Below are 12,477 nucleotides of genomic sequence, written 5' to 3'. Positions count from 1 at the left end.
GTGTTCCGGTAGCCCTGCCCAGTCACACCGGCGAGCAGCCGGGGATTCGAGCGCCATAGCATACGGCGCCCCACGATTCGAGCGCTTCAGCCGAAAGCGCCCCGGAAGGGCACCAATGTGATCCCAAGCGCCGCAACTTTTGCCTTCACGGCAGCGCTCGTGAGCGCGGAAAATTCGTCCACCGGCCGATAACTTACGGGCAGATTATCTACGCCGTCCCAACGCCGCGTCGCGGGATGAAAATAGATTTCGCACGGGCCCGCCGGGATATGATCCAGAAAAGCCAGAACGCGGCTTTCGATCATTGCGCCGCTCTCGTTCAATCCAAACACATACCGGTTGACGGGCAATCCCGCAGACCTCACGCGACGTCGCAAAAGGCGCGTCTGCGCGACATAGAAGGCCCATGCCGAAAGCCGTCCACCCAATCGATCGCCCGCTGCGCGATACGACGCCAGCGGCGGCTCTACCGGAATACGCACGCCCGGATTGCCGAAAGCCGGAGCAAGCCTCGCGATGATTTTCGAGATCACCGGATGCATGTGGAAATGCTGGTGCCCGTTCACGTGGTCGAGCGGCAGACCGGTTCGCCGGAACGCTTCAAACTGCGCAGTGATCTCCGCTTCAGCTTGCCGTCGAAGCTCGGACGAGAAAAAGAGCGCCGTACCGAACTTCGTCGGGTCTGTCGAAAATCGCCCGTCCGGCCCGACAAGCCCTGGCACTTCACTCGCTGGCAGCACAGGCCGTCCATCGACGAGCGTCAAATGCAGGCCAACGCCGAGACGCGGCAATCGTCGCGCGCGCTCAACGGCCTCGTCGCACGCGGGAGCGCCCGTCATAAGACTGGCCGCAGTCAAGATCCCGCGTTCATGCGCTTGTTCGACCGCTTCGTTGACGGGCACGGAAAGTCCGAAGTCGTCAGCGGTAACGATCAGTCTATGCGAGGAGGTTTTCAATTCGCCTTCCGGCGGGTGCGTTTGGATTTCGGCGAGGGATCGATAACCTGTCGGCACGCCGGACTGAGCTTGTCGAGCTTGCGATTGAGACAGGCCACGATGCGCTTTTCATTCGGAATTTCTGAGAAGCAGAGGCTGAGGACGTCTCCCGTACAGGCAGCCTGTTCATCCGCGGTGCCGCTGTGCGCCTGACTGGCGCTGGGCGCGACAGCGACTATGAGCGCCAAGGCCGCACCAGCGGCGAGCGCGACTGAGGCCGATCTCGATTTGCTTTTCAAATGCACCATCCGATTACGCGAGGAAAAGTTTGAACAGCAACGATACGACCTTTGCATCACGTTGAAACTAAGGCCTGTCGTCTCTCCCGTGGGTCATGCCCCACCGGCCGTTCGTATTGGAAACGCCGCCCGCGTCTCACTCGTGGTTAACGCCACGACACGGCACGCGCAGCTTAAGGCGTCGTGCTCGCAGGTGGAGACGATGTGTCCGCCGGAGCAGGCGTGCCGTCACGAACTTCGCACAGCGTCGACGTATCGAGCGATGTCTTGTTCATGAATGCCCAGTTCGCAAACGCGATGTAGCAGACAGCAACCGACTGCTTGTTCTGCATCGTCACGATCACAGTGTCGGTCTTCACGGATTCCGTTGCGCGCTTCGCAACTTCGAGCGGAACGAGCGTAACGGATCTGACCTCATAGTCTTTCGCAATCAGGGATGTGAAAGACGCCTGCTGATCGTCCGCCATCGCGTGGGAGGCGGCCAGGCCAATGGCGGCGAAAGTCAGAAGTCCAAGAGCAGCGCTGCGCATCGCGTCCTCGCATATTGTTCGAATAGGCTCCCTCGTGGTTACTCCTTCGTCGCAATAGCCTCAAGTTTGAACACGCACCATGGGCCGACACTTGGGGACAAGCCAGCTATCGAATTGGAAAGCCAATGGACAGGAAAGTGATTCGCTAAGCTGCCCGGGAGGCAGTCGGATAAAAGATCGCGATGGGCGCTGCATAATCCGGGAGCGCAAGGCTCGCCGGAATATCCTCCCCGGACTTTAGAAACTCCGGCAGCAGATGCGTGTGCGCACCATCCGGAGACTTGCCGCCAGGCATCGGAATCGGCGCGAAGACTTCAATTCGGGCAAGGACCGATTCGACAACGCGGTTGGGGCCAACAGCCAGAATCTTCATGCCGACGTCCATCATGACTTCGGACCAATGCTTGCCTGCTTTTGCTTCCAACGCGGCGACAAGTTCGGAGTCGCCAGTCCGCACGCAGAAGCGATTCGTCTTGCGCCCAATGCCGAAATCGAAAAGCCGGTCGTCACGATGCTGTTCGTCGATGGCATCGATGTCAGGACCGAGCGGCGTCACCACGCTCTGCGATGGGATAGCGGCGCGCCCTCTGGGAATTCCCAAGACGATCGATCCATCGCCGAAAGCGAAGGCTCGAACTTTGTCGGTAAGCCGCAGGCGGAACGATGCGTCCGACGCGCGCGCCGTGACGCCCTCGCCGTTCATCTCGACATCGACGTTGCGATCCGGCGTGCAGGGAAATTCAGCGACCGCGCCGGGCACGCCCGTTACCCAGGAGCCTTGGCGGTCGGAAACCGTTTGCGCCGCCCAGCTGGCAATTTCGTCGCGCGTCCAGCCGAGTAACCTGATGCGAACGGAAAGCTTATCCAAACGTGCAGGCAGCATGCGCCAGACATCTTCGCGCTGCTGTTCGCTCATCGCGATCCAGTCAGTGATCTCCGAACGCGTGCGCGCACACCCGACGCATTGCCCGACCGCCTCGTCGATCCGGCAAACACCGATGCAGGGAGAATGTCTTCTTATGACTTTTTCCTGGACGTTCATTTTGCCTCAAATGGCTTTTCGCCGTGTGCCCTCCACGAGAGCACCGAACAGCAAACCGATGGATGCCCAAAGCACGCCCTGGGTTCCTAACGCGGCAATACGAAAATCCCACAAGAGCTCAGCCGGAAACGCATTCGGGACTTCGTCGATTGATGGAAGCGCGACCGACGATAATACGATCAGCAGCAAATAGATGCCGCCCCCGGAAATCGCGCCGTTCCACGGCCCTGAGAAGGTTGCCAGCCGACGGCCGATGGTGATCGCGACGGCGAGTGCCGCCAGCGAAAATACCAGCATCGTGAAGAAGAGGAGCGTGCGCTGATCGATGCTGTCGGCGTGACCCACAGCGGGCGGATTCGCCGGGTATTTCAGGCCGGGCACGAGATACATCACCGCAAATCCCATCGCCGCCAGCACGAGCGCCATCGCACGCGGCGAAAGCGAAAAGAGCCGGCCGTCGGCGAATGCGAAGACGAGTGCAAAGAGGCCGCCAAGCGCCGTTCCGTAGACAGCGACACTCACGAAGAGGCCAAGCCCAGCCTGAACGTCCCTGCTGACAAGAGCATCTTCATCGTTATGCGAATGCGTATGAGCGCCCGCCGCATCGTCATGCGTGTGTGGCGCTTCCGCAGACGCGCTCGATTCTTCAAGTGCGATGGCGCGCTCGATCGGTGGTTCGCCCACGATGCGCGCAAAGCCAAACGCGAGCAAGCTTGCCAGAAGCCCGGCAATCATGCCCCGGAGGAGAAGCTGTCCCATAAATTGTGTGCTTCCCGGCTAGTGGCAGGGAAAGCCGAGCAGATGGCGGCCGTCATGCACAAATTCATGCACGTAGCGGCCGTTGAAAATCGAAAACGCGCCTTCTTCAACGCCCACGAAATAAAGCGCGATAAGGAACAGCAGCCCGGCGAATACGGCCCAAGGCAAAATCTCGCGCACCGGAATGGGAGCGGCGGCGGTATCGAGCGAAATCGCAGAGTAGGTCATGATGTGGGATCTTCCTGGGATTGCGCGTCCCGTTCGAATTTATGCGGACTTCACAGCAGGGTCTGACTTCCGGCGAAAGAAAATGCATTCGCCGTTACAGTGGCGCGACCGTTCCGGAGTTTCACCGGTTTCCTGCCCGTGATAGTGCCAGATCACCATAAGTTCGCCCCGAAATTTGTCAACGCGGAGCCCCCATGTCACTGCGCCTGACACTTGTCTGCGCCGCTTCGACGCCCTCTCTCCGAGCCCCGGCGTTTCCCAGGGATGACGAGGGACTTGACGATCGGGGCCTGCAGGACGCGACGAGCCTGCGGCAGAATTTCACCAAGGCTGCCAGCGCCCTGAGCAGCCCGATGCGCCGGGCGCTCGATACGGCAGCGGCGATCGGCCTAGCCGCTACGGTCGAACCCCGGCTGCAGGACGTAGATTTGGGGCGCTGGGCAGGCCGCGCTCTTGCCGAGATCCAAACCGCCGAGCCCGAAGCGCTGGTCGAATGGCTGTCAGATCCGGCCGCCAACCCTCATGGCGGCGAGTCAATGGAGACGGTATGCTCGCGCGTTGCCGATTGGATGGCCGATGTGGCAAGCGGCCGTGGCCGTGTCGTTGCTGTCACGCATCCGGCTGTCATGCGAGCGGCGATCGTAACGGCGATAGAAGCCGGCCCCGCCTCCTGTCGGCGTATCGACATCGCTCCGCTGTCCATCGTCGAACTGAGCTATTTCGGTGGCAGATGGGTTTTGCAGGCACTGTCGAAATAGTGCCGCCGAAGCGACGACAACTTAAATTCTGCTTATCGGCTGAATGATGAAGCCATCCGGTCCATCGGCTACGAACACGCGAACGCCGTAAGTGCGTTCGAAGAGGCCGCTGGTAAGCACCTCCTTCGGCGGCCCGTCGGCAACGATCCGGCCCTGGTTCAACAGCAGAATGCGCGTGCACCAGCGCGCTGCAAGCGCCACTTCATGCAGCGCGAGCACAATCGTGCGGCCGTCTTCCGCGAGCCGGGTAAGAATTTCGACCAACGAAATCTGATGCCCCGGATCGAGCCCCGCCGTCGGCTCGTCTGCGATGATAATGGGAGTTTGCTGCGCCAACATTCGGGCGATCAACACGCGTGCGCGCTCACCGCCGGAGAGCTCTGACACGACACGGTCCTGAAATTCGGCCGCATCTACTTGGCGTAATGCTTCATCTGCAATCGTGCGGTCTTCGCGAGTGAAGTCAGAGAAGGGAGCCAGATGCGGCGTTCGCCCAAGCGCCACAAGGCGAGAGGCCGTTATGGGCCATGCAACTTCACGCTCTTGCGGAAGATAGCCGATCAGTTTTGCGCGTGCATGGGCGCCCAGATCTTCAAGCCGCTGGCCATCTAAAGTGATCGCCCCATGCGAGGGCAACAGCCCGGCGGTCGTTCTAAGCAGCGTCGATTTACCCGCGCCGTTCGGACCGATCAGGCCGACAACTTCACCGGCCGAAATCGAGAACGAGACGTCGCGCACAACCTCGCGACCCTTGAGACCAACCGACAGATTTTCGACTCGAATGTTCGTCACAGCACATTCTTCCGGTGTTTGATGACAAGCCAGAGGAAGAACGGAGCGCCGACAATCGCAGTCAAAACGCCGAGCTTCAGATCGCGAGCCGGTGCAATGACGCGAACAGCAACGTCAGCGGCAAGAAGCAGAGCCGCTCCAGCCAGCGCGCTCGTCAGCAGCAGGCGTTTCGGTTCAGCGCCGACCAGTGGCCGCAAAAGATGCGGTACAATGAGGCCTATGAACCCAATGCCGCCAGCAACAGCGGTCGCCGCGCCAACAGAAGCGGCGGTTCCCAAGACGGCGAGCATCTGCGTGCGCTCCAGTCGAATACCCAGGCTCCGCGCCACGTCTGGCCCGAGCGTCAAAGCATTGAGCGAGCGGCCCAGCACCGCCAGTAGGCCCCAACCGATCAGCATGAATGGCGCCGAAAGCCAGACGTGCTGCCATGACCGGTCGGTGAGCGAACCCATCATCCAGTACATCATTTCCATCGCCGCAAATGGATTGGGCGAAAGGTTGAGCGCAAGCGACGTTAAAGCAGAGGCGAAGCTCGATATCGCGATGCCCGCGAGAATGAGCGTCAACGTGCCGGCATGCACACCGGCGAGACTTTGCAGAAGCAGAACGGCGGCGATGCTCGCGCCGATCGCTGCTAACGGAAGCGCCAGCGGGAAGACGGCCGATAGCCCCGTATAGATCGCGAGCACTGCGCCGAGTGATGCCGAAGCGCTGACGCCGAGAACAGCGGGATCGGCCAGCGGGTTGCGCAAATAGCCCTGCAGAACGGCACCGGAAAGTCCGAGCGTTGCGCCAATCATCAGCCCGAGGACGGCGCGGGGCATGCGGATTTCCCACATCACCAAGCTTGCAGCCGTATCGGAACTGGTGAACAGCCCGCGCATCGACGTCGCAATATCGACGTTAGCTGGCCCGACAAGCATCGAGCCGAAAAACAGCGCGCCGGTGAGAATTGCGAGGAGGAGAATAAGAAGACGGTAGCTCATTGTGCTTGGCTATGGTCGAGTTTGCGCGCGGCCGCAACAAGAAGGCGAACGGCCTCGAGCGTGAACGGCGCTCCGCATACCATATATTTGTCTGGCACGGACGTTAGGCCTCTGTGATGCAAAAGCGCCTGCAGCGCCGGGTGATGGAAAGCCTCATACGCCATTGCTGGGGCCGTACCGAAGCGCTGACCTTCGATGACCAACTGCGGTTGCGAGATAACAAGCATCTCGAGCGGCAGCCGAACCGTCCCTGTAAGTCCTAATCGCGCGCCGAGATTTTCTAGGCCCGCACGTTCTACGATTTCGCCAGTCAGCGTGCTGCCACCAGAGGTGTAGCTATTGGCGTAAAACAGCGCGGCAAGCGGGCGGGATGCAAGAGGCTCTGGAATTGCAGCGAGCGCTTGATCGAACTCGGTCAACAACGCTTGCGCACGCTCCGGACGTTGCAGCAAGTCGCCCATGCGCACAATCTGCTGGCGAATGTCGTCGAGAGAATTCGTCGGCGGAAACGTCTCGACGCGGAATCCGAGACGCTTAAGCATCGCGACGCTCACCTGGCTCGTGTACGTGCCCGCGATAATGAGATCAGGCGCCATCGCGAAGATTTCTTCCGCACGCCCGTGGTTCTTGGCATAGCGCTTCGCCTGCTCAAAGAGCACGGAGGATTCCGGATCGGTCGCTAAATAGGAAACGGAATAGAGTTGATTGGCCCCGATGAGCATCGCGAGCTGATCGGTGCAAAGATTCATCGAGACGACCCGATGCGGACCCGGTTCAGCCGCCGCGCCCGTCGCAAAAACCAGCGCGAATGTGCTTGCGATCGACGCCAGCAACGCACGCGCCCGACACCCGGCCCGCGGCCTCGCAGTTCGATCGTGAATTCCGTTCGCCAAGTCCGCTGCCCTAGACCGAAAGCATTCCTACATCCGCCAGCACCGCATTTCTGCGAGGGCGGCATTGTAATGGCGCTATATCGAGCGCGCAGCGCTTGTAGAGCGAAAGTCGGAAAGAGCGCAAGCTGAGGCTGCGCTCGGGAAGGGGGTCGATCTAAAGAGTGTCTAAGGTCACTCGCTGGGTAGGAAAGAAGCCCTGACCCAAATTCGCCTAGAAAATTCGCGCAGAGAAGGTGCCATCACTCGCGCGTTTTATTTTGCGAAATCGTGCCCGTCGCGGCGTCCGCACGGAACGGATAGAAGGCCCGCTCTGCCCCTGTGCAGATTGCTCACATTAGAAGCGAGAAAAGGCTGGTTTAACTCTCGCTGGTAAAGCCCGCGATAGACATTTGCCGCGTTGTCCGCGAGCTGCTCGACGCCATCGGCGCTAAGGCGCATAGCCGAAACGATCAACGCGAGCTGGCATCCTTGCTCCGAGGCAACTTCATGAATTGCCAGTTTTTCAGCTGCCCGGCGAAATATCGCGCTCGCGGAAAAGAAGCTCCGCGGATTGTAGGCGCTGATCGGAGTGAGATTTGAGGTTGATACCACCACTACACGCAACTCCAGACTCGAAAATACCTTTGTGAACGGAACGCCGAAGCGTGCAGTCGGTTGCATGAAAAGAAGCGGATAACCGCGCGGCTAAATCATAAGGCTAGGGGTCGCTGCAGGCGAATTGTTGAGATCGTAGAGCGCGGCAAAGCGCGAGATGAAGGCTTCGAGCTTCTTCGGATCCTGCAGATCGGCGATCTTCAGCTTCTTGGTGATCATGTTCGCTTGCAGGTCGATATCGGCGTTCGACATGGCGGCCGGAAGACCAAGCGCCGTTTGCGTTACCTGCAGCAACGCCTTGTCGCCAAGGATGCTGTAGGCCGATGTGATCGTCTTGGCTTTGCGCTGGAAATAGAGCGCGAGGCGCACGCCTTCGTTCTGGCTACCCGCTTCTTCTTCCAGTGTCTGCCGTGCGTAATAGTCGAACGTGGAAATGATGTTCGAGCGATCTTGCGCCTGAAGACTCGGAACCGCTCTCACTTTCCCGTCCGCATCGAAGTTAAAGGCCGCCGCAAGGGTGCGATAGATCGTTTTACCCTTCTTGTTGACGAAGCTCTTCTCATCGAGCGGGTCGCTCGTCAGAATTTTCTTCAAGTCGTCGTTTGAGAGTTTTGCGTCGGCAAATCCGTAAGCTTTCAAAATGTAATCGACGAGCCGCTTGTCTTTCAGAAGACCATCAACCGATTTTATCGTCGGCAACGTATCGCCGTAGTAAGTGCTCTCGGCCTTGGTTGAGGCGTTGGCAGCCTTCGGATCTTCTACGGCCGCGTTATAAAGCTGAACCGTCGAGAGCATGCCCGTGTTCGTCTGCGCGCTACTCACGGTCTGAGCCTTGCCGTTCGTGCCGAAATTGAAAGCGGCGGCCAGGGCTTTGTACTGCGTATTGCGACTCTGATTGGCATAGCTGCCAGGGTCGGAAAGATCGCTCGTCAGAATGAGTTTGATGCGGTTCTTCGATTCCGTGCTCGGATCCAGGCCGTATGCCGTCAAAACGTACCGATAGAGGCGCGAGTTCGCCACGAGTTCATCGACGTCGGCAAGACCCGAGACCGCTTCTTTGTAGAAGGTCGTGGCGGACTCTTCCGACTTAACGGCGTCGTCGTCATAGTTCTGCATGTACGTATCGACGATGCTCTGCATCTGCGTCGTCGATTGCGCCTGTCCCGCAGGAGCGCTTCCATCCGTTCCGAAATTGAAAGCTGCCGCCAGAGTGCGATAAGCGCCAGAGGCCTGATTCGCGGCGCTATTCGGATCGTTGAGGTCGCTCGTCAGAATATCACGCAGCATTGGCTTGGACTGGTAGATCGGGTCCAGCCCTACGCCCGTCAGCGCATAGTTCAAGAGTTGATCGTCGGCGAGAAAGTCATCGACCGACGTGATTTGCGGGATTTGCGTTTGATAATATTGCGTCTTGAGAGCGGCCGCCGCGGGGCTGCTTCCGTTTCCGGTCAGCTCCATGTTGCGATAGATCGTGCCCGCGATCTTATCGTCGGATTGCGCCGATGCGCCGTTGACCGAACCGTCTGTTGCGAAGTTGAACGCCGCCGCGAGATACCGGAACCCGGCGCTCGGTAGCGTGTTGGCGAGACTGTTGGGATCCGAAAGATCGCTCGTCAGCACGCCGCGGAGCGTCGTGTCAGACATGATGTTCGCGTCGAACCCGTAGGCAGTCACCGCATAATTGAGCAGACGCGGCTGCGCGATCAACTGGTCGACCGATGTAATGGAACCGATGTTCGCTCGATAGTATTCGGCTTCGGCCGCCGCAGCGGCGCCGCGTTTGATGCGCTGATCGGAGTAAAGTCCGATCGTGTCCGCTTCGTCATTAACTTCTTGCGCCGCGACAGGCGACGCCGAGACCTCGCCGGTCTTCGAAAAATTGAACGCCTGGGCGAACTGGAGAAAGCGCGGGTCGGTCAGTTTTCGCACGAAGCTCTTGGGGTCGGTGAGATCGCTCTCAAGAACCTTGCGCATAAAGGCCTTGGCGTAGCTCATATCCTGCAGGCCATAGGCCTTCATGGCATAGGAGTACACGCGCGAATTTTTCATGAAATCGTCGACCGATTTCACCTTGCCGATATTGTCTTTGTAATATTGGCTGTCGCGCTTGACCTGCGCTTCCGAAGCGACCCGCGATAGAGATTTCGTGAGGTCTGCCGCCAGAATTCGGTAGGAGACGAAGGTCGAGATCATCATTCGCTCCCGGTTGAATTAGATGGCGCGCGCCAAAAAGGGTGCGGAGACTGGCTTACCCGAACCTTGCGGCCGAGATGCCAAACGCCGAATCAAGCTACGGCCAAGGTCGCAGCAAATCGTTTACGTTTCGGAAAGGATGGGACGCCGCTCAGATGGCTCGCGGCAGCGGCAAGCGGACCTAACCGGATTGTGGCTCGGTCTGCTCACTGATGAGAGGGACGAAGAGCACGTTGCCGAGATCCTCTTCCAGCCAACTTCGCTCGCCGGTTCGGATCATCTTGCGCAGGCTCTGACCGCTGCCCGAGCTTCCAACAGGCATGATGAGGCATCCGCCGATGGCAACCTGCTGCTGCAACTTGGGCGGAATGAATGCCCCGGCCGCCGCAACGAGAATGGCGTCGTATGGGGCATGCTCAGGCCACCCCAGCGTGCCGTCGCTCGTCTTGATCTCGATGTTGCGAAATCCGAGCGCTTTGAGGCGTCGTCGTGCACCTCGCGCCAAGGTCCCGTGCCGCTCGACGGCATAGACGCGCCTGGCGATCCTGCTCATGACGGCGGCCGCATAACCGGATCCTGCGCCAATCTCTAATACTCGGCTTGCATTCGAGAGTTGAGCGGCTTCGATCATGACGGCGACGATATAGGGCTGCGAAATCGTCTGGTTTTCACCGATCGGCAGAGGCACATCCTCATAGGCAGAGGCTCTTAGACGGGACGGCACGAAACGATCGCGCGGCACCGAACGCATTGCAGAAAGCACCGCCTCGTCGCGCACGCCGCGCGCAACAAGCTGGTGTTCGATCATTTCGTTCTGCTCGGCTGAATAGTCAGATTGTGCGCCAGCCGGGATGACGCTCAGCATCTTTTTCATGTGCTTCGCGAACCCCTTCAAAAAGAGAACCCGTGTACGGAACGGTGGTTCCGGCAGCGCACGATCGATCCGGAACTTCACGCCGCGTCTGGCGTTGCGCCAGAACGGGGCCAACGCCAGTGAATGGAGTTCGTAAATGCCCAAAACATCGCCGCGCCAGCGAAAGACGATCGGCCGCGTCATGCACGAATACGAACATCGCGAACTCAAGAGCGGACCGGAGGGCAAGGGCGGGAAGGTAAAGAGCAGACAGCAAGCCATCGCCATCGCGCTGAGTGAAGCTGGTGCCTCGAAATACGGAAGCCAGCGCGAGAACGAGAAAAACAAACGGCGCGCCGAACTTAAGGAAGCACGGGGTGAAACTGCCCAGCAGGAGCGGGAAGGCCGGTCTCACGTCGGAGCTCGGGACCGTCGCGAAAGTTCGCCTGCGATGGGTGGAAAAAATGCGACCCGCCTAACGGCCAGAGGCCGAAAGGCAGCGGCGACGCGCGCGAGAGGTGAGCCAACGCGCGACGAACTCTATCATCGCGCGCGTGAGCAGGGCATCGAAGGTCGATCAAAAATGAGCAAGCGTCAGTTGCAGAATGCGTTGCAGTCGACAAAGCGCTGATGCGTTGAATAAGAAGCGCGCCGCACCACCGTTCGCTGCGGTCCAGAGGTCCGCAATCGCATCATAGATCTGCGTTGGAGATTAGAACGAGTCGCGCCTCGCAAACTGGTCCGACAGTACCATTTGCGATGGGAGTCATGCGATGTAATGAGGGCTATCGCCTTTGCTTCTAAGTCTGCAAGGTCTAGGTGTGAGACAGTCGGAGTTCGCGTCCTACGGCACCGACGTTGATGGGATAGATGATGACGGCGCTTTCCAATTTTCCAATTACGTCACGCTGGCCGGCCGCTCATCCGGAACTCTTGCAGCTTTACTCGGCGCCAACTCAGAATGGCGTGAAGGTTTCGATCATGCTCGAGGAGATCGGTCTTCCTTACGAGCCGCACTATATCGACATCGGGAAGGATGAAACGTGGTCTCCCGAATTCTTGTCTCTCAATCCGAACGGCAAGATACCGGCAATTATCGATCCTGATGGTCCAGATGGAAGGCCGCTGTGCCTTTTCGAATCCGGAGCCATTCTCCTTTATCTGGCCGAAAAATCCGGGAAGTTTTTGCCCGCAGAGTCGAGCAGGCGTTACGAAACGATCTCTTGGCTGTTTCTACAGATGGCCGGATTTGGCCCGACGTTCGGTCAGCTAGGTTTCTTCCATAAGTTTGCGGGCAGCGCTTACGAGGATAAGCGCCCCTTGAACCGCTACGTTACGGAATCGAAGCGGCTGCTCAGGTTGCTCGAAAATCGCCTGGACCGCCGGAAGTGGGTTATGGGAAATGACTTTACGATCGTCGATATCTCGCTGCTCGGCTGGGTCCGCGGTCTGGTCGAATTCTACAATGCACGAGAAATCGTCGCTTATGACGACCTGGTGGAGGTCCCGCGGTGGCTGGAGAGCTGCCTAGCGCGACCAGCCGTTCAGCGCGGGCTGAATATCCCGGCCCGGCCTTAACTGCGCCTACAGGGGATTGGCGGTAAGCTATTTTACC

Annotated in this window: 14 protein-coding genes; 3 read left to right on the top strand and 11 right to left on the bottom strand. The window is 59.2% G+C overall.

Features of this window, described 5'->3' with window-relative positions; all coding sequences use genetic code 11:
* Positions 1-86: 86 nt before the first annotated feature.
* From hpnK to DLM45_RS04375, 6 genes are all read right to left on the bottom strand, one after another.
* Complete coding sequence (hpnK, locus tag DLM45_RS04400) at positions 87-956, bottom strand: hopanoid biosynthesis-associated protein HpnK (RefSeq protein ID WP_181335764.1); 870 nt, start codon at positions 954-956, stop codon at positions 87-89.
* Complete coding sequence (locus DLM45_RS04395; protein WP_246317154.1) at positions 953-1,234, bottom strand: hypothetical protein; 282 nt, start codon at positions 1,232-1,234, stop codon at positions 953-955. The genes hpnK and DLM45_RS04395 overlap by 4 nt, the downstream gene beginning before the upstream one ends.
* A gap of 173 nt (positions 1,235-1,407) precedes the next feature.
* A complete protein-coding gene (locus DLM45_RS04390) occupies positions 1,408-1,764 on the bottom strand; it encodes a hypothetical protein (protein WP_181335762.1) in 357 nt (118 codons plus the stop codon).
* A gap of 145 nt (positions 1,765-1,909) precedes the next feature.
* On the bottom strand, positions 1,910-2,806 hold the full coding sequence (locus DLM45_RS04385; RefSeq protein WP_210269794.1) for a DUF1289 domain-containing protein: 897 nt from the start codon (positions 2,804-2,806) through the stop codon (positions 1,910-1,912).
* Between the two features lie 6 nt (positions 2,807-2,812).
* Positions 2,813-3,565 carry a CbtA family protein gene (locus DLM45_RS04380; protein WP_181335761.1) on the bottom strand — a complete coding sequence of 251 codons (753 nt, stop codon included), beginning with the start codon at positions 3,563-3,565 and terminating at the stop codon, positions 2,813-2,815.
* An 18-nt stretch (positions 3,566-3,583) separates the two neighbouring features.
* Positions 3,584-3,793 carry a CbtB domain-containing protein gene (locus DLM45_RS04375; RefSeq protein ID WP_181335760.1) on the bottom strand — a complete coding sequence of 70 codons (210 nt, stop codon included), beginning with the start codon at positions 3,791-3,793 and terminating at the stop codon, positions 3,584-3,586.
* A 194-nt stretch (positions 3,794-3,987) separates the two neighbouring features.
* Here DLM45_RS04375 and DLM45_RS04370 point away from each other — a divergent pair, with 194 nt between their 5' ends.
* Complete coding sequence (locus DLM45_RS04370) at positions 3,988-4,551, top strand: histidine phosphatase family protein (protein WP_181335759.1); 564 nt, start codon at positions 3,988-3,990, stop codon at positions 4,549-4,551.
* A 21-nt stretch (positions 4,552-4,572) separates the two neighbouring features.
* On the opposite strand, the gene DLM45_RS04365 is transcribed toward DLM45_RS04370, so the two are convergent.
* The 5 genes from DLM45_RS04365 to DLM45_RS04345 form a co-directional block, all read right to left on the bottom strand.
* Positions 4,573-5,343, bottom strand: a complete 771-nt coding sequence (locus tag DLM45_RS04365) for an ATP-binding cassette domain-containing protein (RefSeq protein ID WP_181335758.1) — start codon at positions 5,341-5,343, stop codon at positions 4,573-4,575.
* The gene (locus tag DLM45_RS04360) at positions 5,340-6,329 is read right to left on the bottom strand and encodes a FecCD family ABC transporter permease (protein WP_181335757.1); all 990 of its coding nucleotides are present in this window, start codon (positions 6,327-6,329) and stop codon (positions 5,340-5,342) included. The genes DLM45_RS04365 and DLM45_RS04360 overlap by 4 nt, the downstream gene beginning before the upstream one ends.
* A complete protein-coding gene (locus DLM45_RS04355) occupies positions 6,326-7,162 on the bottom strand; it encodes an ABC transporter substrate-binding protein (protein WP_210269793.1) in 837 nt (278 codons plus the stop codon). Before DLM45_RS04355 ends, DLM45_RS04360 begins: the two co-directional genes overlap by 4 nt.
* Positions 7,163-7,906: 744 nt before the next feature.
* Positions 7,907-10,009 carry a DUF1217 domain-containing protein gene (locus tag DLM45_RS04350; RefSeq protein ID WP_181335756.1) on the bottom strand — a complete coding sequence of 701 codons (2,103 nt, stop codon included), beginning with the start codon at positions 10,007-10,009 and terminating at the stop codon, positions 7,907-7,909.
* Positions 10,010-10,190: 181 nt separating this feature from the next.
* A complete protein-coding gene (locus tag DLM45_RS04345; RefSeq protein WP_210269792.1) occupies positions 10,191-10,883 on the bottom strand; it encodes a protein-L-isoaspartate(D-aspartate) O-methyltransferase in 693 nt (230 codons plus the stop codon).
* Positions 10,884-11,019: 136 nt separating this feature from the next.
* Here DLM45_RS04345 and DLM45_RS16455 point away from each other — a divergent pair, with 136 nt between their 5' ends.
* The gene (locus DLM45_RS16455; protein ID WP_181335755.1) at positions 11,020-11,493 is read left to right on the top strand and encodes a DUF6496 domain-containing protein; all 474 of its coding nucleotides are present in this window, start codon (positions 11,020-11,022) and stop codon (positions 11,491-11,493) included.
* Between the two features lie 242 nt (positions 11,494-11,735).
* A complete protein-coding gene (locus DLM45_RS04335; RefSeq protein ID WP_181335754.1) occupies positions 11,736-12,440 on the top strand; it encodes a glutathione S-transferase N-terminal domain-containing protein in 705 nt (234 codons plus the stop codon).
* Positions 12,441-12,477 lie beyond the last annotated feature (37 nt).

Origin of the sequence: Hyphomicrobium methylovorum, assembly GCF_013626205.1 — a bacterium.
Lineage (GTDB): Bacteria > Pseudomonadota > Alphaproteobacteria > Rhizobiales > Hyphomicrobiaceae > Hyphomicrobium_B > Hyphomicrobium_B methylovorum.
This window is presented reverse-complemented; position numbering and strand designations above follow the sequence as displayed.

Bases quoted from the DNA above. Each gene is read 5' to 3' on its own strand.
- DLM45_RS04390 (WP_181335762.1), bottom strand. From the start codon at position 1,764: ATGCGCAGCGCTGCTCTTGGACTTCTGACTTTCGCCGCCATTGGCCTG.
- DLM45_RS04385 (WP_210269794.1), bottom strand. From the start codon at position 2,806: ATGAACGTCCAGGAAAAAGTCATAAGAAGACATTCTCCCTGCATCGGT.
- DLM45_RS04380 (WP_181335761.1), bottom strand. From the start codon at position 3,565: ATGGGACAGCTTCTCCTCCGGGGCATGATTGCCGGGCTTCTGGCAAGC.
- DLM45_RS04375 (WP_181335760.1), bottom strand. From the start codon at position 3,793: ATGACCTACTCTGCGATTTCGCTCGATACCGCCGCCGCTCCCATTCCG.
- DLM45_RS04370 (WP_181335759.1), top strand. From the start codon at position 3,988: ATGTCACTGCGCCTGACACTTGTCTGCGCCGCTTCGACGCCCTCTCTC.
- DLM45_RS04360 (WP_181335757.1), bottom strand. From the start codon at position 6,329: ATGAGCTACCGTCTTCTTATTCTCCTCCTCGCAATTCTCACCGGCGCG.
- DLM45_RS04350 (WP_181335756.1), bottom strand. From the start codon at position 10,009: ATGATCTCGACCTTCGTCTCCTACCGAATTCTGGCGGCAGACCTCACG.
- DLM45_RS04345 (WP_210269792.1), bottom strand. From the start codon at position 10,883: ATGAAAAAGATGCTGAGCGTCATCCCGGCTGGCGCACAATCTGACTAT.
- DLM45_RS16455 (WP_181335755.1), top strand. From the start codon at position 11,020: ATGCCCAAAACATCGCCGCGCCAGCGAAAGACGATCGGCCGCGTCATG.
- DLM45_RS04335 (WP_181335754.1), top strand. From the start codon at position 11,736: ATGACGGCGCTTTCCAATTTTCCAATTACGTCACGCTGGCCGGCCGCT.